Origin of the sequence: Streptomyces humidus, from assembly GCF_014649655.1 — a bacterium.
Lineage (GTDB): Bacteria > Actinomycetota > Actinomycetes > Streptomycetales > Streptomycetaceae > Streptomyces > Streptomyces humidus.
Genome location: NZ_BMTL01000048.1, coordinates 22,153 through 42,612, shown reverse-complemented (window position 1 = coordinate 42,612; position 20,460 = coordinate 22,153). Strand labels below are relative to the sequence as shown.

The 20,460-nt window shown below is 72.5% G+C and carries 14 protein-coding genes and 1 pseudogene; 10 read left to right on the top strand and 5 right to left on the bottom strand.

What is annotated here, in order from left to right:
* The first annotated feature begins 155 nt into the window (after positions 1–155).
* Positions 156–4,271, top strand: a complete 4,116-nt coding sequence (locus IE239_RS37160) for a trypsin-like peptidase domain-containing protein (RefSeq protein ID WP_229878631.1) — start codon at positions 156–158, stop codon at positions 4,269–4,271.
* Positions 4,272–4,468: 197 nt separating this feature from the next.
* A complete protein-coding gene (locus IE239_RS37155; protein WP_190153872.1) occupies positions 4,469–5,416 on the top strand; it encodes a bifunctional riboflavin kinase/FAD synthetase in 948 nt (315 codons plus the stop codon).
* A 75-nt stretch (positions 5,417–5,491) separates the two neighbouring features.
* Here the strand turns inward: IE239_RS37155 and IE239_RS37150 are convergent, their stop codons facing one another.
* The 4 genes and pseudogenes from IE239_RS37150 to eccE form a co-directional block, all read right to left on the bottom strand.
* Entirely contained in the window at positions 5,492–8,473 is a 2,982-nt protein-coding gene (locus tag IE239_RS37150; protein ID WP_444545011.1) for a MinD/ParA family ATP-binding protein, read from the bottom strand.
* Positions 8,474–8,833: 360 nt separating this feature from the next.
* Positions 8,834–8,962, bottom strand: a pseudogene (locus tag IE239_RS43515) (SCO5717 family growth-regulating ATPase); the annotation flags it as partial.
* 447 nt (positions 8,963–9,409) lie between these two features.
* Positions 9,410–10,186, bottom strand: a complete 777-nt coding sequence (locus IE239_RS37145) for a hypothetical protein (RefSeq protein WP_190153870.1) — start codon at positions 10,184–10,186, stop codon at positions 9,410–9,412.
* Positions 10,183–11,496 (bottom strand): type VII secretion protein EccE, encoded by a 1,314-nt coding sequence (gene eccE / locus IE239_RS37140; RefSeq protein ID WP_190153869.1) that lies wholly within the window; start codon positions 11,494–11,496, stop codon positions 10,183–10,185. Before eccE ends, IE239_RS37145 begins: the two co-directional genes overlap by 4 nt.
* A gap of 203 nt (positions 11,497–11,699) precedes the next feature.
* Here eccE and eccB point away from each other — a divergent pair, with 203 nt between their 5' ends.
* The 8 genes from eccB to IE239_RS37100 all read left to right on the top strand — a co-directional run bounded on the left by eccB (position 11,700) and on the right by IE239_RS37100 (position 19,931).
* A complete protein-coding gene (gene eccB / locus IE239_RS37135; RefSeq protein ID WP_190153868.1) occupies positions 11,700–13,223 on the top strand; it encodes a type VII secretion protein EccB in 1,524 nt (507 codons plus the stop codon).
* A 48-nt stretch (positions 13,224–13,271) separates the two neighbouring features.
* Positions 13,272–14,549, top strand: a complete 1,278-nt coding sequence (gene mycP, locus IE239_RS37130) for a type VII secretion-associated serine protease mycosin (RefSeq protein WP_190153867.1) — start codon at positions 13,272–13,274, stop codon at positions 14,547–14,549.
* A gap of 226 nt (positions 14,550–14,775) precedes the next feature.
* Positions 14,776–15,159, top strand: a complete 384-nt coding sequence (locus IE239_RS37125; protein ID WP_229878627.1) for a DUF2563 family protein — start codon at positions 14,776–14,778, stop codon at positions 15,157–15,159.
* A complete protein-coding gene (locus IE239_RS37120) occupies positions 15,159–16,853 on the top strand; it encodes a WXG100 family type VII secretion target (RefSeq protein WP_190153866.1) in 1,695 nt (564 codons plus the stop codon). The genes IE239_RS37125 and IE239_RS37120 overlap by 1 nt, the downstream gene beginning before the upstream one ends.
* Before the next feature lie 201 nt (positions 16,854–17,054).
* Entirely contained in the window at positions 17,055–18,137 is a 1,083-nt protein-coding gene (locus IE239_RS37115) for a S8 family serine peptidase (RefSeq protein WP_229878625.1), read from the top strand.
* Between the two features lie 66 nt (positions 18,138–18,203).
* A complete protein-coding gene (locus IE239_RS37110) occupies positions 18,204–18,542 on the top strand; it encodes a WXG100 family type VII secretion target (RefSeq protein ID WP_190153864.1) in 339 nt (112 codons plus the stop codon).
* A gap of 60 nt (positions 18,543–18,602) precedes the next feature.
* Positions 18,603–18,905, top strand: coding sequence for a WXG100 family type VII secretion target (locus IE239_RS37105; RefSeq protein ID WP_190153863.1), 303 nt, complete (start codon positions 18,603–18,605; stop codon positions 18,903–18,905).
* Between the two features lie 268 nt (positions 18,906–19,173).
* Positions 19,174–19,931, top strand: a protein-coding gene (locus tag IE239_RS37100; protein ID WP_434095672.1) for an IS5 family transposase whose coding sequence is annotated in 2 segments (ribosomal slippage) — positions 19,174–19,498 and positions 19,498–19,931 — 759 coding nt in all. Because the reading frame shifts where the segments join, the coding sequence is not laid out codon by codon here.
* On the opposite strand, the gene IE239_RS37095 is transcribed toward IE239_RS37100, so the two are convergent.
* A complete protein-coding gene (locus IE239_RS37095) occupies positions 19,921–20,430 on the bottom strand; it encodes a transposase (RefSeq protein WP_190153862.1) in 510 nt (169 codons plus the stop codon). The two genes, IE239_RS37100 and IE239_RS37095, sit on opposite strands and share 11 nt — an antisense overlap.
* Positions 20,431–20,460: the final 30 nt, after the last annotated feature.

Genomic DNA, 20,460 nt, shown 5'->3' with positions numbered 1-20,460 from the left:
TCCGGCGACCGCCCTTCATTCACCCGTCCGGGCGGGCGCTCGGAGTGAACCGAGGGGGCGCAGGGGGGCGCTTTCGCTCAGCGATCTGTCCCGCTGATCACCTCGCCCGTACCGTCGGACGCAGCACACAAGCGGGTGCGGCGGGAGGTACGACGATGGCGGGACGGGGCCCGCGGGCACCGTGGCACGACTCCTTGCGGAGCGCGCCGCAGGACCCCCCGGCGGACGCCTTCCGCGCCGCCCCGGACGCCGACCCCCGTCTCGTCCGCATCCGGGACCTCGCCGGGCGGCCACGGGGCGCCGGCTTCGTCGCCGACCACCACGGCACGGTGGTCACCAGCCATGAGGCGGTCGACGGCCTGCACCGGCTCGTGCTGTACGCCGCCGGCGACCGCAGCTGCGTCGTGACGGCGGACGCGGTCACCCCGCTGCCCGAACTCGACCTGGCGCTCGTGCGCACCGAGGGCCTCGGCGCGGAGCCGCTGCCGGTGACCGTGCGGGAGGGCGTCGAGCCCGGCAGATACGTGCGGCTGGCCGCCGGCTGCTGGCGCGAGGCGCGGGTGCTGGCCGGGACGACGGCGACGTACACGGCCACGGACCGTACCCACCTCCTCGACGGCGTTCTGGAGCTGGCGATCGGCACGGCGGGCCGGGACGCGCTGCGGCCGGGCGGAGGCGCGGCGGGCGGACCTGTCCTCGACGCCAGGACCGGCGCGGTCGTCGCCGTCCTCGGCACCGCGCTCCACCGCGATCAGCGCGACACCGGCTTCGCCGTGCCACTGCGCCCCCGCACCCTCACCGCGACGACCGGTGAGCGGCCGGGCGAGCACGCGGACCGGGCGACCGCGGGTTTCCCGACGGCGGCGACGGTCCGGGGCGACGGCCGGGCGGCGGAGCAGTTCCTCGTGCCGCCGGGGGGCGCGGCTCCTGCCGACCGCGCAGGAGCTGCGGGGGCGGCGGGCACGGAGAGGGTGCCGGGCCTGGTGGCCTCGGCGGGCTCCGGGGCGACGAGGGGAACCGCGACGGCGGTGGGGGCGACGGGCCGCCCCGTAGTGATGGCGGGCCGTGTGGGGATGGCGGGGCCGGTGGGGATCGCGGGGCCGGTAGGCATGGCGGGCCGTGTGGGGATGGCGGGGCCGGTGGGGATCACCACGAGTGCGGGGGCGCGGGAAACCGGCGGGGCTGCGGGGACGGGGGCCGAAGGGCCCCTCGGCGAGCTGCTCGCCCGCAACGCGGCCACCGTGCCCGCCTACGGCGCCGACCTCAACCTGGCGGCGGTCCTGGAGCTCACGGCCACGTCCGTCGGCTCGGACGGCCCGCCGGGCGCGCTGCACCACTCCCTCGACCGCGCCGGGAACGGGTCCAGGACCGCCGCTTCGGAACCCGTCGAACGGGCTCTCCCCGCCAGGGAGTTCGCACGGTTCGCGGCGAGCCGGGCGGCGGTTCTCGGCCTGGTCGGCGCTCCGGGCAGCGGCCGCACGACGGAACTCGCGGCCCTCGCCGCCCGCCGCACCCGGGGAGAGCGGCCCGCTCCCACCCTGTGGCTGCGCGGCGCCGACCTGGAGGACGAGGACGAGTCGCTCGCCGACGCCGCGCGCCGCACCCTGGCCAGGGCCGCTCGCATCGTGGCGGCTTCGCGGCCGGGCCGGGCGACGGCCCCCGTCCCGGCAGACGGCCCCGCCGGCTCCGGCCTCGGCGACGTCACCCCCGAGCGGCTCGCCCGGCTCGCACTAACCGTCGGACGCCCGCTGCTGCTCCTCCTGGACGGCCCCGAGGAGATGCCCCCGGTCCTCGCGCACCGGCTCGCCGCGTGGACCGAGGGCACGGCGCGCTGGCTGCGGGAGACGGGAGCGCGGCTCGTCGTGGCGTGCCGGAGCGAGTACTGGGAGCACGCCGGAGCCCGGTTCCCGCCGGAGATGCTGTACGGAGCCGTCGCCGCGGGGGACCCCCTCCCGCCCTGCGTCCGCCTGGGCGACTTCACCCCCGACGAGGCGCGCGAGGCCCGCGCCCGCTACGGCCTGCCCGAGACCGCGCTCTCCTCCCCGGACGCCCGTCACCCCCTCACCCTGCGCCTTCTCTCGGAGGTCCGCGCCGCCCTCCCCGGTCCGCCCGAGCAGGTCCCCGTCGACCGGGACGACGTCCTCGCCGCCCACCTCGACCTGATGTGCCTGCGCGTCGCGGTCCGCCTCGCCGCCGGGAACGGGCTGCGCGGCGCCGCCGTACGACGCCTCGCGGCGAAGGTCGCCGGCCAGGTGCACGAAGCCGCCCGGCGCAGTCTCGGGCCCGGACAGGGCGGCCTCGACCGGGCGTCGTTCGAGGCGGTCTTCCCGTGGGGGCCCGCGCCCGCCCGTCTCGGCGGCGGAGCCGGCTGGGCGTCCGCCGTCCTCGCCGAGGGCCTCCTCGTGCCGGCCGGCAGCGGCTACCGCTTCGCCCACGAGGAACTCGCCGACTGGATCCAGGGCGCGCACCTCGACCTGGACGAGGCCCTGAACACCCTCGTCCACCGCCCCGGCGTCCTCGAGGACGGCCGTCCGCTGCCCGTCCCGCACCACCGCATCGGCCCCGTCGTCCAGGCCCTGCTGCTCCTCGCCCGCCAGCAGGGCGCGCACCGACTCGCCGCCCGGCTGCGCGAGTTGGCGCACGCCCTCGAAGCCGACCCAGACTCGTGGTGGGCCGCCCGCCTGCTCGCCGAGACCCTGCTGCGCGTGCCGGACGCCACGCCCTACACGGCCGTCCTGCGCCTGATCGCGGACCGGATCGCCGCCGGCACCGCGGGCGCCGACCGGATCGTGGACCTCGGCCCCGGCTTCTGGACGCGGCTCGCCCTCCCGCCCGACGCCCGGCTCGACCTGCTGCGCCGGCTCGTCCTCGCCGACGGCGCCCCGCACGACGCGGACGCCCCCCGCTACCTCGACGCCGTCGCCGGGATCCTCGCCGCCGACCCCTCTGCCGTCCAGCCGTACCTCACGCACTGGTTCGACGACGAGCGACCGCTGCCCGCGACCCCGCACGCCACCGTGGCGACGGCGGCGCAGGCGCTGCTGCACACCCACCGCCACCGGGCGCCCGACGACCTCACCGAGGCGCTCGTCGACTGTGCCCATGTGCGCGGCGACGAACTGCTCGCGGTGCTGGCGGAGGAGGAACCGTCGGCGCTGTGCCGGGCCGTCGAGCGATGGGCGCACGACGAACGGCCCGACCGGCGGGCGGCGGCGGTGACGCACGGGCTGCGCGCCGCACCGCACGTCCGGACGGAGGCCGACCGCCTGCTGCTGCGCCAGGCCGCCCGCACCCTCCTCGCCCGTCCGGCCGACCGCACCCTGCACGGCGGCGCCCTCGCCCTCCTCCTCCGGGACCCCGAGACCCGCTCCCGCCACCTCGACCAGGCCCTGGAGCACTTCGCGGCGGGCGACCGGCAACTGCCGCCGGAGGCCCTGCTCACCGCCCTGAGCACCCACCCCGAGCCGGTCCTGAACGCCTTCCGAACCCGGCTGCACGGCCCCGGCAGGACGGTCCCCGATCGGAGAGACCCCGATCGGAGAGACCCCGATCGGAGAGACCCCGATCGGAGAGACCCCGATCGGGGAGACCGCGGCCGGGTGGATCTCGATCGGGTGGATCTCGATCGGAGGGAGCTCGGCCGGGTGGATCTCGATCGGGTGGACCCTGGCCGGGAGGACACGGACGACGTCCTGCACGCTCTCGCCGACGCCGCCACCCCTGCCCTCGCCCACCGGATCGCAGCCCTCCTGCGGGAGGCGCTGCAACGGCGGCCGGAGGGCGCCGGTCGCCTGGCCGCGTCCGTCGGCCGTCGCCTGGACGACGGGTCCACCGCGCATGCCGCCGTCCTCCCACTGGTCAGGGGCCTGTTGGACGACGACTGCCCGGAGCAGGCACGGGCCGCCCTGGCCGGCGTGCTGGCCGCTCCCGGGGCTCCGGAGTCCGCCCCCCTCCGTCGCGAACTCCTGGACCACCTCCTCGCACACGAACGCGCCCCCGCGGTCCTGGCCGCCGTCCTGTACGGAGCCGCCGGACGCGGCGGTGAGGACCTGCGTGCACTCGTCCACCGTGTCGGCCTGCTCCTCGTCCGCACCACGGACGGCGCGACCCGCTTCGACCGCGGGCTGGTCGACCTCGGGCGTCATGTGCCGGGGTTCGCCGCGCAGGTGCTGGACTGGCTCGCCCGGAGTCCGGGGGAGTGGGCCGCGGTCGTCGGCCCCAGCGCCCGCCGGACGCTCGAGACCCTGGCGGGAGTGCGCGTGCCCGTATGACGTACACGGTTCGGTGTGGGTCCGGTGTGGGTCTGCCGCCGGTCCGCTGCCGTCTCCCGCGAGTCTCTTCCGGCTCGGCTCAGTGGGCCGGGTCACAGCCTCCATGCCGATGCGGGCCCGAAGCACCCGGCATGGCACCCTTAGACCTGCGTGAGAGACAACAGTGGATACGGACACGGGTTCGAGGAGCGGTCACAGTGCAGCGCTGGCGTGGCTTGGAGGACATCCCCGAGGACTGGGGACGCAGCGTCGTCACCATCGGGTCCTACGACGGGGTCCACCGCGGGCACCAGCTGATCATCCAGCATGCCGTGGACCGCGCCCGCGAGCTGGACGTTCCCGCGGTCGTCGTCACCTTCGACCCGCACCCCAGCGAGGTCGTCCGCCCCGGCAGCCACCCCCCGCTGCTCGCCCCGCACCACCGCCGCGCCGAACTGATGGCGGAACTGGGGGTGGACGCGGTCCTGGTCCTGCCCTTCACGCCGGAGTTCTCGAAGCTCTCGCCCGCCGACTTCGTGGTGAAGGTCCTGGTCGACAGGCTGCACGCGAGGGCGGTCGTCGAGGGCCCGAACTTCCGCTTCGGCCACAAGGCGGCCGGGAACGTCGACTTCCTCGCGGAGCAGGGCAAGGTCTACGACTTCGACGTCGAGGTCGTCGACCTGGTGCTGTGCGGTGCGGCGGGCGGCGGTCAGCCGTTCTCCTCGACGCTGACCCGGCGACTGGTCGCCGAGGGCGATCTCGCGGGCGCCGGTGAGATCCTCGGCCGCCCGCACCGGGTCGAGGGCGTCGTGGTGCGCGGAGCCCAGCGGGGCCGGGAACTCGGCTTCCCCACCGCGAACGTCGAGACGCTCCCGCACACCGCGATCCCGGCGGACGGCGTGTACGCGGGCTGGCTGCACGCGGCCGGCGAGGCGATGCCCGCCGCGATCTCCGTCGGCACGAACCCGCAGTTCGACGGCACGGAGCGCACGGTGGAGGCGTACGCCATCGACCGCGTCGGCCTCGACCTCTACGGTCTGCACGTCGCCGTCGACTTCCTCGCCTTCGTGCGAGGCCAGGCCAAGTTCGATTCGCTGGAAGGCCTGCTGGAGCAGATGGCGCGGGACGTGACGCGCTGCCGGGAGCTGGTGGCGGCGCAGCGGTAACCGCGCCACGGGCCCGGCCGTGAACGGCCGAAGGGCGGCCGGTGTCCCACGACACCGGCCGCCCTTCGGCGTTCGTCACTGCTGCGGAGGCTGCCCGGGCTGCGGGGCCTGAGGTTGGTGAGGGTGCTGGGGGTGCTGGGGATAGCCGTAGCCGGGCGGGGGGTACTCCGGGTGCGGCTGCTGGGGTTGCGGCTGCTGTTGCGGATAGGGCTGACCAGGGGACTGCGGATAGGGCCCGCCCTGCGGGGGGTACGGCCGGCCAGGGCCGGGCTGGGGAGCCTGCGGGTACGGTTGGCCGGTCTGCGGCGGATACGGCTGACCCACCGGCTGACCCGGCATCGGCTGACCCGGCATCGGCTGACCCACCGGCTGACCCGGCATCGGCGGGGCGGCCACCGGGGGCGGGTTGCCGTCGCTGGTCCACAGCCCCTGCCGCTGCTGGTGACGGATGAAGTCCTCCGCGACCAGAGCCGTGAGGTTGAAGTACGCCTCGCGCACCTTGGGCCGCATCATGTCGAGGTCGACCTCGGCGCCTGCCGCCAGGTGCTCGTCGAACGGCACGACGACGACACCGCGGCAACGGGTCTCGAAGTGCGCCACGATGTCGTCGACCTTGATCATCTTGCCGGTCTCACGCACCCCGGAGATGACGGTGAGGGACCGCGAGACCAGCTCGGCGTACCCGTGCGCGGACAGCCAGTCCAGCGTCGTGCTGGCGCTGCTCGCACCGTCCACGGACGGGGTGGAGATGATGATGAGCTGGTCGGCGAGGTCGAGCACCCCGCGCATGGCGCTGTAGAGCAGACCGGTGCCCGAGTCGGTGAGGATGATCGGGTACTGGTTGCCGAGCACCTCGATCGCGCGCCGGTAGTCCTCGTCGTTGAACGCCGTCGACACGGCCGGGTCGACGTCGTTGGCGATGATCTCCAGGCCGGAAGGCGCCTGGGAGGTGAACCGCCGGATGTCCATGTACGAGTTGAGGTACGGGATCGCCTGGACGAGGTCCCGGATCGTCGCCCCGGTCTCGCGACGCACCCGCCGGCCGAGCGTGCCGGCGTCCGGGTTGGCGTCGATGGCGAGGATCTTGTCCTGCCGCTCGGTGGCCAGCGTCGCTCCGAGGGCGGTGGTGGTCGTCGTCTTTCCCACGCCGCCCTTGAGGCTGATGACGGCGATCCGGTAGCACGACAGCACCGGCGTGCGGATCAACTCCAGCTTGCGCTGCCGCTCGGCCTCCTCCTTCTTCCCGCCGAGCCTGAAACGGGAGGAACCGACGGTGGGCCGGCCGCTCTTGGCCTTCTGCTTCTTGTTGTTGAGCAGCCGGTCCGACGACAGCTCCACGGCGGCCGTGTAACCCAGGGGCGCCGCACCGGGATTGACCGGCTGCCGCTGGTCGTGCTGGATCGGCTGCGGCCACGCGGCCCCGGACCGGGGGTCGACGGGCTGCTGGGGAAACTGCGGGGCCGTCTGGTGAAATGATGACGGAGCGTCAGGAACGTTACCGGGAGCGGGACCTGGTGCGGGTGCGGGTGTGGGTGTGGGTGCCTGAGGCGTGTACGCGGCCGGCTGCGGGGGCTGCTGCGGGACCTGTCCGGGGAAACCCTGTGGGTGACCGTGAGGATCAGCCGCCGGGAAGGGTCCGTCCGACTGCTGCGGAATGGCGGCCTGGACGCCCGGCTGGGGGAACCCGGCCTGCGGCAGCGGCTGCGCAGTCTGAGGAGCCTGGGGCTCGGCCTGGGGCTGGGGCGCGGGCGGTTGGGGGAAGCCGTAGCCGTGCGGGGCGGGCGGCACGGGCGGTTGGGGGAAGCCGTAACCGTGCGGGGCGGGCGGCACGGGCGGTTGGGGGAAGCCGTAACCGTGCGGGGCGGGCGGCACGGGCGGTTGAGGGAAGCCGTAACCGCCGGGCGCGGCCGGTGGGGTGGGCGCCGGGGCCCCGCCGGGCTGGGGGAAGCCGTAGCCCGGCTGTGGGGCCGGGGGCTGTTGAGCCGCGGGCCCGGGCGCGGGGGCCGGGGCCGGGGCCGGGGGCGGCGGGAAGCCGTAGCCCGGCTGCGGTGCGGACGGCGAGGGCTCCGGGACAGGAGGGTTCCAGCCGGCCGGCGCGGGCGGAGGCGCCTGCGGCTGGACCGGGGGCTGCGGTGCGGGCGAGGACTCGGGAGCCGCGGCACCGGCCGGCTGCGGCTGGGCAGGCCACTGAGCGGCCGGAGCCGGAGCGGCGGGCTGGTACGACGGCGGCAGCGGCGGCAGGCCGCCCTGTTGCACGGGCGGGGGAGTCCAGACCGGTTGTCCCGTGGGCGGAGCCTCCTGCGCGCTCTCCTGGGAGCCGGGGGTGTGCGGGGGAGTGGCGTCCGACGGAGCCTCGGCGGCGGCCTGCTCGGGAGCCGCGTCCCCGACCGCGGGCTGCCCCTCGAGCTCCGGCTGCTCCGAGGCCGCCCCGGCCTCGGCGTGCTGAGCCGCCGCGTCCTCGGAGAGGCCGGGCCCGGCCTCACCTGCCTTCGCCTCCGCCTCCGCCTTTGCCTCCGCCTCCATCTCGCCGGCCAGGGCCGGCTCCGTCTCCGCGACGGCGGGCTCAGCTACGGCGGGGACTGGGCCGTCGGCGGTCCCCGAACCGTCCGCCGGGCTCTCCGCCCCGTCCTCGGACTCGTCGGCTGCGGCGACGGCCCCGTCACCCTCCCGGGCGACGGGGGCAGCTTCCTCCGGCGGGCCCTCCGGCTCTGCCGCGGCGGCGTTCTCCGCGATCTCCCGCTTGACGGCGACCGCCGAGAAACGCATGGTGGCGCCGCTCTCCAGGTCCCCGTTTCTGGAACCGCCGTCCTCCTCGGCCGCCTGCGCGGCCTGGGCGGCCGGAGCCGTCGCAGGACCCGGTACGGGTGCTGGGGCCGGTGCCGGTGTCGGTGCTTGAGCCGGAGCCAGCGGGCGCTGGAGCTCGAATCCGCTGTCCGCCGGAAGGCCGGGCACGGCACCCTGCTGCGGGGTGGACGCGACGGGAGCCACGGGAGCCACCGGAGCCGTCGGCGGCGCGGGCGGCGCCTCGGCCGTCGGGGCGGGCGGCGTCACCGGCATGCCTGGAGCGGAAGTCGGAGCGGAGGGTGCGGGAGCAGCGGCGGTGGGAGCAGCGGGCGCCTCAGGCACGGGTGCGAACGGCGCGGGCGGCGCCGGCGGGGCGACAGGAGTCTCCGGCGCGAAAGGCGCCGGCGGAGCGGCCGGAACGAACGGCGCACCGGTCGCACCGGTCGCACTCGGCACACCTGCCGCGCCGGGCATGCCAGGTGCCGCGGGCGCACGGGGCGCAGGGCCCGTAGCTCCGGCTGCGGGTCCGGCCGCACCGGCAGGACCGACGGGCGGCCCCGCAGCCGGCCCCGCGGGAGCCGGCGCGCCCGGGTTCGCGCCTGTCGGCCCTGCCGCACCCCCGCCCGTGTTCTGCGTGTACCAGGCCGGCGGCGCGTAGTCGATGGTGAACTCGCCCGTCGCCTCGACGGAGGACTCCGCGTCGGGCTGGTCATCGCCGGGTGTGGCCCAGCCCCCGCGGATCCCGTCCCGATCGCTGCTCACAATTCCTCCTGATGTGGTCGAACACCCTCATGCCGTGGCGGGGCGACCGTTCTTCTCGTCGTCCGAAGTGATGCGAGGCGGTCTGAGGTCGTCCGATGCGCCGGCCCTCCCCCAGAGGCGTGGACACCCTTCCCACGGTTTCCGGTACCGCGCCCCCGCACCAGCCTAATCATCGGAAGCACGGCGCAGGCAGGCCCGCCCGCCCCACGGCACCAGTCCATCACGTCGCCGACTCCGCGACCACGCCGGTGACTCCACGACGAAGCGGTCCTCGTACTTCGCGTCGCTCGACCAACCGGGCAAATGACCCCAAGTGTCGCACGAGGAGCGGGAAGCCCCGACGAAGCCTGCGGGGAAGCCTCCGCGGAAGCTCCTGAGGACGCTGCGAGGGAAGCCCGCGAGGAGGCCCACGAAGCGCCGGTGACGCCTCGGTTCAGTCCATGCGACTCAGTCCATGCGACGGGGCGTGCCCAGCAACCCGATCTCCGCATCCGTGGGTTGCGTCATCACGTACTGCCGGTCACGGTCGCCGCACCACAGGGTGAAGCCGTCGGCGAGGGTGGGAAGGGCATCCACGTCCCCCTGCGACAGTGTCAACGCGCGGCCCAGTTCCGCGGCTTCGTCCGGCGAGATGCGCTGCACGCCGACCAGCCGGGCCTGCCGGACCAGACGCGGGGCGACCGGGCTGAGATACGGCAGCAGTGTCAGCACGGCCTGCCAGGGCCCGGAGGCGACGCGTCCGCGCGGCGGGCGCATCCCGCAGTCCCGCACCACCAGCACCGGCGTTCCCGCCGAAGCGCCCTGCGGAGGCACCCGGCCGACTTCGTGCACCGCCAGCCCGTTCTGCCCGCCCCCCATCGCGTGCAGCATCTGCGCCCAGGCCTGCGGACGGCCCGTCTCCACGGCGACCCGCGCACCGGTCGCCGCCGCCCTGAGCGCCAGTACCTGCGCCGTCCACAACCCCCCGATCAGGACGACGTCGTACGCCGTGGGCCGGTTGAGCCCCAGCACGGCCGGCCGGCCCTCGGCGTCGACGCCGATGACGACGCCGTCGTCCCCGATGGGCAGTGCGAGCGCCGCCAGTTGGTCGACCGACACCGAGTGCCGTCCGTGCCGCGGTCCGATCAGACCGAATCCGCTGCGCGGCGAGCGGCGTCCGGACCGTCGGGCGGACGGCTCCGGTTCGTCGGAAGCGGTGGCGCCGTGCGCCGTCGTCGCCGTCATCGGGCGCCTCCGAGGGGCAGCGTCGCGAGCATGCCCGGCACCTGCTCCCGGTCGAGACGGGCGAGCCCCGCACCGGTGTGCCGGGCCGCACCCTGCAACGCCCGCCGGGCCGCCACGAGTTCGTCGTCGCTGCGCCCCGTCACCCGGACGTGTGCCGACAGGGAGACCTCCTGGCGGTCACCGCGCGCGAGGGCGACACTGAACGTGGTGGCGAGGGCGGGCACCGCCGTGACCAGGGCGACGAACTGCGGCAGGGACGGGCCGTCGTCGCCCAACGCGGGCCACCGGTGCAACCAGTACGTGGTGTGGCGCCGGTTGTCGCACCGCCAGCTCCTGCCGGTCTCCTCGGTGCGCCGGCCCACCTGCCCGGTCCGCCCGGCCTCCGCCGTCACCAGCGGGTTGGCACAGGCCGACGTGGCGATGGCAGCCGTCAGCTCCTCCTCGTCCAGGACGGTCGCCCGAAACCCGGCGCCGGTCAGCCGGCTCGCGAGGTGGTCCGCCGCCCGCACGGCGCACCTCTGCGCCCCGATCAGACCGCCCCCGCGGACGGCCACGGCCTCCGGGCACCGTTCCGGATCCAGTTTCAGCGCGATCCAGGTGATGCGTACCGCCGGGGCTCCGGTCTGCTCCTGCAGCGGCTGGTAGTTGGCCACGGCCACGGACTGCGGAGGCAGATGCAGCGCGGGCGCGGGCTGGGTGTGCAGCACGATCTGCGCGGACTCCAGACGGATGCCGTCCACCTCGAGGGCGTCCCGCACCAGGGCGAGCGGCAGCGGCTGTCTGTCGCGTTCCGCCCGCAACGCCGTAGCGTCCGCCTCCACCTGGAGCACGGCCGTGACGAAGGTCCCGTCCCCCACGAGCCCGACGGGCCGCCGGTCGCGACCGCCGTACACGCAGGTCCGCAGCCCGGGATCGCACTCCACGGCCGGCCCGAACCCCGGTTCCGTCCCGGGCGGTATCTCCAGCCGGGCCGCAAGCCGCCGCCGGGCCTTCAACTCCCGTGCCGTGGCGAGCCACTCCGGCAGCGAGCGGCCCCGGCGACGAACGAAGGCGAGGGCCACCAGCGCGACGGCGAGGATCCCCGCCGCCGGCAGCGCCGCGGGACCGCTCACCCAGCCGACGAGCAGGACCGCGGCCGCGATCTCCACCAGCACGAGCCGTTGCAGGCGGAATGACCGGCCCCGCCCCGGGCCTGCCTTGAGCCGGAGCGTGCCCGGAGCCGACGGCCGCCCGGCCGGCAGCGGGCCGACGGCCGAGGAGCTCCTGGTCCGTGACCGGCCGGCGGAACGCACGCCTGTTCCCGAAGCCATCACCAGATCCCCGTTCCGTTCACGATTCCCCCGTGTTCCAGCACCGCACCGGGCACTTGACGGCCCGGGAACCCTACCCGCTCCGCACGACCCCTCGGTCACCAGGCATAGTAGGTGGCCGCTCTGACATCGAGGACGGGGTACCGGGGCACCGTGCCGAGGCTCGCGCGGATCGGCCGGAAAACGGGGAGAGACGGGCACAGATGGCATCTCGGCGGGACCAGCTCAACGCCTACACCTTCGCGAAGCGCCGGATGCTGGCGGCGTTCCTGCAGTCCTCGCCCGACGGATCGGAGGAGGGCGCGCCACGACCGCTGCGAGCGATCCTGCCGGGCATCGTCGTCGGGGTCGTCGTCATGGCCGTCTTCGGGGCATGGGGCATGTTCAAGCCGACCGCCCCCAAGGGCTGGGACGTGCCCAACGCCAAGGTGATCGTGGCGAGCAAGTCGACCACCCGGTACGTCGTCCTGAAGACCGGCACGCAGGTCCAGCTGCACCCCGTCCTGAACATGGCCTCCGCCAGACTCCTCCTCGACGAGGGGCAGGGCGAGGTGGTGACCGTCTCGGAGTCCGTCCTGGACAGCGGCACGATCCCGCACGGGGTCACCGTCGGCATCCCGTACGCACCCGACCGGCTGCCGCCGGCCTCCGAGGCGGGCACCGCGAAGCGCTGGGCGGTCTGCGAGCGGCCGGGCGCGGGCGGCGCCTCCGTGCAGCGGGCCGCGCTGGTCCTGGCCTCCCGTGAGAAGGACGCGACCGAGGGCGCGAACCGCCTGCACGGCGGCCAGCTGCTCTACGTGGAGGACCCGGCCGGCACACGCTACGTCGTGGACGCGGCCGGCACGGCGTACCAGGTCGACAAGCGCGACGAGTTGCTGCTGCGGGCCGTGGTCGGGTCCGGCCGGGAGCCCCAGCGGGTGTCCACGCAATGGCTGGCGACCCTGCACCGGGGCGACCCGATCACCTTCCCGGACATCCCCGGCCGGCCGGGCACGACCGCCGGCGCGCCGGGCCAACTGGACGGGTCGGCCGACAAGATCGGCACGGTCCTCAAGGCGTTCGACAACAACACCCAGCAGCACTACGTCGTGTTGGCCGACCGTGTCGCTCCCGTGTCCGCCTTCGTCGCCCAACTCCTGCTGTTCAGCAAGGAACTGGCGACTCTCGGTCAGGCCGGTCACGCCCGCGAGATCAGTCCCGGCGCGATCGTGCCGGGCCGGGCGTTCGGCACCGAGCACCGCTGGCCCACGGGGGACCCCGTGCCGGTCAACGAGGCGTCGCGAGACGCCGGCGGCCGCAGCACGGTCTGCAACGTCCTGCGCGGCGTGGACGCCCGGTCGGGCGCCACGACCCTGAGCACCTGGGCGGGCTCCGACTTCCCGGCCAAGCTGCCGACCGGTTCCTCCAGCGCCTACGTCACGCCGGGTTCCGGTCAGCTCTACCGTCAGTTCCAGGGCGGGGAGACCACGGTCGGCCCGGTCTTCCTCGTCACGGACACGGGCCTGCGGTACGTCCTGCAGTCCAACGGCGACAGCGCGACGGACGACGCGGGCATCGGCACGACCGCGAAGAAGCGTGAGCAGCTCCAGCAGGAGGCCAGGCAGGCCCAGACTCTGCTGGGTTACAAGGACGTCGACGCGGCGCCGATCCCGGTCGCCTGGTCGGAGTTCCTGCCCACCGGCCCACGTCTGTCGACGGCGGCGGCCCGCCAGCCCCAGGGCTCCTGAGTGGAAGGGACGACGGTGCCGCGTACGCCGATGCCGCGTCGTGCGGTCATGACGCCAGGCCGGACCGGGACGCCGCGGATCACGCTCGCCGCGGCCGCCACCCTTCTCACGGCCGCCACATTTCTCACGACGGCCACGGTCCTCGCGCCCCCGGCTGCAGCGGCGGGCAAGCCGCCCTACTCGGACCGGTGCACGTTCCCCAACGGCGCGTACCCCGGCCGCCCCTGGGCCCTGCAACGCGTCCTCCTCGACGAACTGTGGAGCCGCTCCAAGGGCGAGGGCGTCCGCGTGGCCGTCATCGACACGGGCGTGGACGTGAAGAACCCGCAGCTCACCGCAGCGGTCGACGTCAAGGCCGGCCGCAACCTCCTGCCGAAGAACCTCAAGGACGACCGGGGCGACCCCGTCGAGCGGGGCGACGAGAACGGCACGACGGACACCGTCGGCCACGGCACCAAGGTCGCCGGCATCATCGCGGCCCGCCCCCTCGACGGCACCGGCTTCGTGGGGCTGGCCCCCGAGGCGACCGTCATCCCGATCCAGCAGAACGACGCGGAGGGCCACGGCGACACCAAGTCGCTGGCCGGGGCGATCCGTTACGCCGTACAGGCCGGGGCCGGCGTCATCAACATCTCCCAGGACACGTCCAACGCGGTCAGGCCCTCCGACGACCTGGAGCGGGCCGTCGACGAGGCGCTGGCCCGCAACGTCGTGGTCGTGGCGTCGGCGGGCAACGACGGCGTCGGCGGCAACGTCAAGAAGACCTACCCCGCGTCCTACGCCGGCGTCCTGGCCGTCGCGGCCTCGGACCGGAACAACGAGCGCGCCTCCTTCTCCCAGTCCGGCGACTTCGTCGGCGTGGCGGCCCCGGGCGTCGACATCGTCTCCACGGTGCCCGGGGGCGGCCACTGCTCCGACAACGGGACGAGCTTCTCGGCACCGTACGTGGCGGGCGTGGCGGCACTGCTCAAGGCGCGGCACCCGGACTGGACCGCACGCGAGATCGTCGCCCAGATCGAACAGACCGCGGAACGCACGATCGCGGGCCGCGACCGCCTGGTCGGCTGGGGCGTCGTCGACCCGGTCCAGGCCCTCACGGACGACGACCGGCCCGTCGAGTCCCCGAGCCCGCAAGGCGGCCCGGGCGAGGCCGAGGCGCCGTCCCCCGCGAAGTTCCGGACCGGCGAGACCCCCGACGAGCGCAACGCCCGCCTCGCCACCTACGTGGTGGTGGCGGCCGCGGCCCTGGTCGCGGGCCTCGGCGGCACGGCGGTGGCGGTCAGGGACGCACGGAGGCGGGCGCGGCGGATCGCCGGGGCGCGATAGGGCGACCCGTGCCGGCCTCGCACTCGTGCGCTGAGATCGGCAGCAAGGTTGTTGCACAGTGCAGTTGGGACTGTCGGTGGGAGTCACTACAGTGGTCGTGTCGCAATCATGAACACTTGAAAGGCGCGGTTGAGCTGCTCGGGACGGGCAGCAGAAAACGGGGAGATGGACTGCTGTGATTCCTGCGGACCTGGGTGGGGGTGCCGCCGACGTTCGGCGTGGCTACATGGCGCTCTCGACGTTCAAGAAGCGGGTGGACGACCTGCTCACGGCCTTCGAGAAGTCCGCGGGCGGCTCGGCGAAGGTCGGGGACCACGAGCTGTCGGAGGCCACGTTCGCCGCGGGGCACTTCCCGGAGGCAAAGGCGCTTCACCTCCAGTACGCGCGTGTGCATGAGCGCATCACGGCGCTCTCCAAGTCGCTGGGTCTCCAGCTGGAGGCGATGCAGATCGCCGTGCACGGCGTGGACGTCACCTTCGACAACCTCGAAGAGGACCTCCGGTACCGGTTCCACGAGATCCGCACCGAGGTGAACCGGGACCGGGAGGAGACGCTGAACAAGCAGATCCAGCGGACCAACGACGCCGACCACACCGACGCGGGGTACTGATGAGCGGCGACAAGAAGAAGCCGGACCACTACCAGGCGGAACGCCGGGACGCCGCCCAGCAGAACACGGGCGTGGACGACGCCGTGAACAAGGCCGCGGTGGTCAGTCCCCCGCCGGCCGGCAGCCCCGGTGGCTTCGGCAGCACCAGCTTCGAGGGCTACGACCTCAACACCATGATCGACATGGTCGAGTCGGCGAGCCCGGAGACACTGGAGAGCGCTGCCAAGGCCCTCGTCGACGCCCGGGACGCCATCAGCGACGCCGCCGACGAACTCAGCCGCAACCTGGGCGAGGTCGACTGGGAGGGCGAGGCCCACACCGCCTTCTACACCTGGGGCATGAACCTGACCACCACGGCCCTGGCGCTCGCCGGCTACACCGACGAGGTCGGCACCCAGGTCCTGGCGGCAAGCTCCGGCCTGGCCTCCGTACGCAAGTCGATGCCGCCGCGTGACGGACGCGTCGTCCCCAAGAAGGTCGACGACATTCCGACGCCCCAACGGGTGGCAGGCAACGAGGAGTACATGGCGGCCGTCACGGCGGAGAAACACCGTCAGGAAGCCATCAACCAGATGTACCGGCTGGCGTCGTTCTACACGGTGTCGAGCGGAATGATGGAACTGGCGGAGGAACCGGTGTTCCCGGAGATGCCCAGCGTGGGGGTGCCGGCGCCGACCGGTGGCATGGAGGTAGAACCTCCTCCGGGGCAGACACCTGACGGTGCTGGCGCGGACGGCTCGAACAGTGTGCGTCATCATTCGGTCAGTGCTTCCATCGAGCGGCCGCAGTCACATGCCTCTATGCCGTCCGCGAGAGGGCTGGAGGATGTCCGCCGGGACCACCCCATCGGTACGGAGATCGACAGCGTCAGCGCTTTGCCATTGCAGGACTCCGCGAAGCCGACGACCGTTGTGCCGCCTTCGACGACAAGTCCCACCGCAACGCCATCGGGGCTTCCTACCTTTGCCCCCACTGGCGTTCCGCCCACATTTCGAGGGCCGGCCGGACGCGCCTCAGGGTCCGGCGGCGTACCGGGAAGCAGAGTTCCCAGCTCAGCGCAGGGGCGCGTCGGCGGTGTGCCCGGTGGCACTGCAGCGGGGCGTACGGGAACCGGCCCGACGGGTGGTACCGCTGGGACGGGGAGGACGAGCGGCCGCACCAATGGTCCCATGGGGCGAGGCGTGGTTGCCGGAGCACCGAAGGCCAGTGAGCAGGCGGTGGGACGTAGTGGCGGTGTCCCACGAGGTCCCGTCACCGGCGCGGGCGCACAGAACGCTGGACGTCTGGGTGCTGGACGTACTGGTGCCGCACGTACGGGCGATGGCGTTGTCGGCGGGAGGCCTGTCACCGGAGGCGCCCCCGGATCCAACGGTTCCAGGTTGCCGCGCGGCACGGTCGTCGGTGGTGAGGGTGCACCCACGTCGCGCGCAACGGGCGAAAGGCCCGGGCAGCGTGGGGCGGTCGGGGTGCCGCGTTCGACGGCGGGTCCGGCCGCAGCACAGGTGGCTCGCCGGTCCGGCGGCATTCATGACGGTGTGGTCGGAACGCCGAAGGGACGAGTCTCCGGAAGCAGTAACAACGGAAACACCCCCGGCGTCCCGGGTGCAGCGCGCGGGTCTGGGCGCAACCAGGTTTCAGACAAGAAACGTTCGCGCCGTGAAGAGCGGCGCGATGACGCGTCGGCGACCGACTGACCGGACAAGAGCGAGGGCAGACAGAGCATGGTGGCAAGGATCAGCCGACGTGTCGGGCGGAGCGCGGCTTTCGCGGGACGAAACAGGAGACGGGCTTCCACGGTCTGTTCAGCGCTCGGTGCCTTGGTCATTCTTTCGGTTGGTCTGGCTCCGAGTTTGGCAGCAGCTGACGTGCAATCCCAACAGTGGTACCTGTCGGCCATGAAAGCCGACGAGATGTGGAAAGTGAGTACGGGCAAGGGAGTCAAAGTTGCTGTCATTGACTCAGGCGTCAACCCTGCAACTTCCTCTCTGAAGGGGCAGGTACTTCTCGACGAGGTTCCCGCAGCCGTCGCCTACGGCGCCACAAAGGACTACACGGGCCACGGGACGACCATGGCGGAACTGATCGTTGGTACGGGTGCTGACGGCGACCTGAAAGGTCTTGCCCCCGGAGCGAAGATCGTCCCGTACCGGATCGCGTACGACGATCTCAAAGACAAGGCTGAGAGGAAGAAGACCGCGAGTTCGGCGCAAGCGATCAGGGCCGCCGCTGACAGTGACGCCAAAATCATCAACATGTCCTACGGCAGTCCTGGTGACAATGCGGAGGAGGAGGCGGCGATCAATTACGCCCAATCCAAGGGTAAGTTGATGTTTGCTGCCGTTGGCAACAACGGGGAGAATAAGGGCGAAATCGGTTATCCAGCCGCATACCCCTATGTCGTCGGCGTGGCGGCCTCGGACGAGAACGGAACCGTCGCGAAGTTCTCTGATCACGGCAATTACGTTGACCTGGCTTCTCCCGGACTTGACGTACCAGGTTGGTGCGACAAGACCTTTCATTCGTACTGTACTCGCAAGGGAACCAGCCAAGCCGCAGCCATCGCGTCCGCCTCCGCCGCCCTCATCTGGTCCGCCCACCCCAAGTGGACGGCCAATCAGGTCCTCGCCAGCCTGATCGACACCGCCGGGCGCGACTGGGCGAAGGACAACCCGAGCACGTATCTGGGCTACGGGCTGATCCGCCCCCGTAAGGTGCTGGAGAAGAGCGATTTCAACCCCGGGCCGGCAAACACGGACCCCCTCGCGAAGGAAAACGCCGCGGGCGTCACGGGCGACGAATCGGCCTCAGCAGCTCCTTCCGCATCGACTTCGTCGCAGCCTCCGAAAAATGCGGTGGAAACAAGCGCGAACTCTTCCTCCGAGAACGACACCCAGTTGTACAGCATCCTCGGCGCAGTCCTCGTCGCGGCGATCGGCGGCGGTGTGTTCGCGGTGGTACGCAGGAGGCGCGCCGCCTGACCGCCGACTGGGCGACGATATGAGAAGACCTGATCAGCAGCGAATATCACGAAGGGACGTCCCGACATGGCAGATGGGCAGCGACTCAATGACGGCCAGGTAATCAAGCTCGAGAAGGAGATCGTCGAGCGGTACGAGTCCATCAAGAGCCAACTCAGCAGCCTCCAGGGCACTCTGGACACGATGGAGACGCACTGGAAGGGCGTCGGCGCCGGTGCCTTCAACGCGAAGCAGACCGAGATCAACGAGCGGGTCAGGCACATCGGCGGGCTGCTGGCCTGGTTCCTGGAGAACATCAACGAGACCCGCAAGCTCTCGTCGCACACCGATGACGAGGTGCTCGCCACCATGAAGAGCATCGACGTCCAGTACGGCGGGGCGCATTCGGCTCTCAACAGCTACTGATCCGCGTCGTCGGTCAACTGGGCCGTCACGGCCCGCACTCCAACGAAGAGATGAGTAATCATGGTCAACGTGCACTATGACGAGCTCGCCGTGAAGTACGGCGGTCTCGACGCGATCACCACCGAGCTGGGCAACCAGGCCAAGAAGCTCGAAGACGACCTGGCGGCCCTGAAGGCCGCCGTGCAGCAGGTCGCTGCGGGCTGGGAAGGCGAAGCCGCGGGCGCCTTCCAGACCAAGATGGCCGAGTGGGACAAGGACGCCGCGGCCATCCATGCCGCGCTCCTCGCCATCGGCCACCGGGTCACCGAGGCCAGCGGTGACTACCGCGGCGGCGACCTCAAGGCGGCCGGCTACTTCCTCTGAGGCCGCACGGGGGCGACAACACAGCACAGGGTGGGCACGCACGGGAGGTGCCCACCCTGTGCTGTGCCGCGTCGCCAGGGACGCGTGCAATCGCGAGCGCCCCCGCTTGAAATGGTCACCTGCTCGTCAGCCGTCAGCCGTCAGCCGTCAGCCGTCAGCCGTCGGTCTTGTCGTTCTCGGGCGGGTCTGCAGGCACGGCGATGACGAACACGCCCTTGCCCTGGACCCCTTGAACGATTCCCTCGGCCTGCAGAGCCTCGATGGCGGACTGCCGGACGAGTTGTGGGAGCTGTTCCAGCGGGTGGTGCCGGAGGCGCCCTCGCGGCCTCAGGGCGGTGGCCGGCGTCGGCACGGCGACCGCGAAGTGCTGGCCGCGATCGTGTTCGTGGCGACCTCTGGCTGCACGTGGCAGCAGTTGCCGACGGCGTCATTCGGGCCGTCCGGCGCGACAGCTCACCGACGATTCACCGAGTGGACGAAGGCCCGTGTGTGGGCCAAGCTCCACCGCCTGGTCCTCGATGAACTGGGATCCCGCGGCGAGCTGGACTGGTCCCGGTGCGCGATCGACTCGGTCAACATGCGGGCCTTGAAAAGGGAGAGCTGACAGGCCCGAATCCTGTAGACCGGGGTAAGTACGGGTCAAAGATCCACTTGATCACGGAGTGGACCGGCCTGCCCCTGTCCATCGGCATTTCGGGCGCCAACACGCACGACAGCCAGGCACTGATCCCCCTGGTGAAAGGCATACCGCCGATCCGCTCCCGCCGAGGACGCCGACGGCGCAGGCCCCACAAACTCCACGCCGACAAAGGCTACGACTACAACCACCTGCGGCGTTGGCTGTCCAGCGGGGGCATCGAGACCTCGCAGCGACTCGGCCGACACCGTTGGACCATCGAACGCACCATGGCCTGGCTCGCCGGATGCCGACGTCTGCACCGCCGCTACGAGCGCAAAGCCGACCACTTCCTCGCCTTCACCAGCATCGCCTGCACCCTGATCTGCTACCGCAGACTCACCAAATGAGATGACTTCTAAGCGGCTTGAGGGCGAGACTGTCTTGCATGCTCGCACCTGACACGGCGACGGCGAGCGGGACGCCCTGGACATCGGACAGCACGTGCAGTCTGCTGCCCTTCATGCCGCGATCGACCGGGTTCGGCCCCGTCAGCGAACCCCCTTTTTTTTTGGCGCGAATGGAGGCGGCGTCGACGATCGCCGAGGTCCAGTCCACCTCACCCCGGGCCCCGAGTTCGTCCAACATCGCCCGATGCAGCCGACGGGCCGACCCCGGTCCATACCGTGAGCGGCGATGCGCGGTGGCGGAGGACGTGCCGAACGTCGGCGGCAGATGCCGCCAAGCACAGCCGCTGGTCAGCACGTACACCACTGCGGTGAACACGGCCCGCTCGTCACGCGGAGCGGTCCCGCCACCTTGCGGTCGAGCCGCGAACGACGGCAGTAACGGGGCGACCAGCTCCCAGAGCTCATCAGGAACCAGACGCTTCGACAGATCAGCACTCACGGCCGGCATCATGCCGCTCGAACATCAAGT

What these genes read in the sequence shown, in the direction of transcription:
- IE239_RS37160 (WP_229878631.1), top strand. Translation starts at nt 156, where the DNA reads ATGGCGGGACGGGGCCCGCGGGCACCGTGGCACGACTCCTTGCGGAGC.
- IE239_RS37150 (WP_444545011.1), bottom strand. Translation starts at nt 8,473, where the DNA reads ATGCCGGTGACGCCGCCCGCCCCGACGGCCGAGGCGCCGCCCGCGCCG.
- IE239_RS37145 (WP_190153870.1), bottom strand. Translation starts at nt 10,186, where the DNA reads ATGACGGCGACGACGGCGCACGGCGCCACCGCTTCCGACGAACCGGAG.
- eccE (WP_190153869.1), bottom strand. Translation starts at nt 11,496, where the DNA reads ATGGCTTCGGGAACAGGCGTGCGTTCCGCCGGCCGGTCACGGACCAGG.
- eccB (WP_190153868.1), top strand. Translation starts at nt 11,700, where the DNA reads ATGGCATCTCGGCGGGACCAGCTCAACGCCTACACCTTCGCGAAGCGC.
- mycP (WP_190153867.1), top strand. Translation starts at nt 13,272, where the DNA reads ATGACGCCAGGCCGGACCGGGACGCCGCGGATCACGCTCGCCGCGGCC.
- IE239_RS37125 (WP_229878627.1), top strand. Translation starts at nt 14,776, where the DNA reads ATGGCGCTCTCGACGTTCAAGAAGCGGGTGGACGACCTGCTCACGGCC.
- IE239_RS37120 (WP_190153866.1), top strand. Translation starts at nt 15,159, where the DNA reads ATGAGCGGCGACAAGAAGAAGCCGGACCACTACCAGGCGGAACGCCGG.
- IE239_RS37115 (WP_229878625.1), top strand. Translation starts at nt 17,055, where the DNA reads ATGAAAGCCGACGAGATGTGGAAAGTGAGTACGGGCAAGGGAGTCAAA.
- IE239_RS37110 (WP_190153864.1), top strand. Translation starts at nt 18,204, where the DNA reads ATGGCAGATGGGCAGCGACTCAATGACGGCCAGGTAATCAAGCTCGAG.
- IE239_RS37105 (WP_190153863.1), top strand. Translation starts at nt 18,603, where the DNA reads ATGGTCAACGTGCACTATGACGAGCTCGCCGTGAAGTACGGCGGTCTC.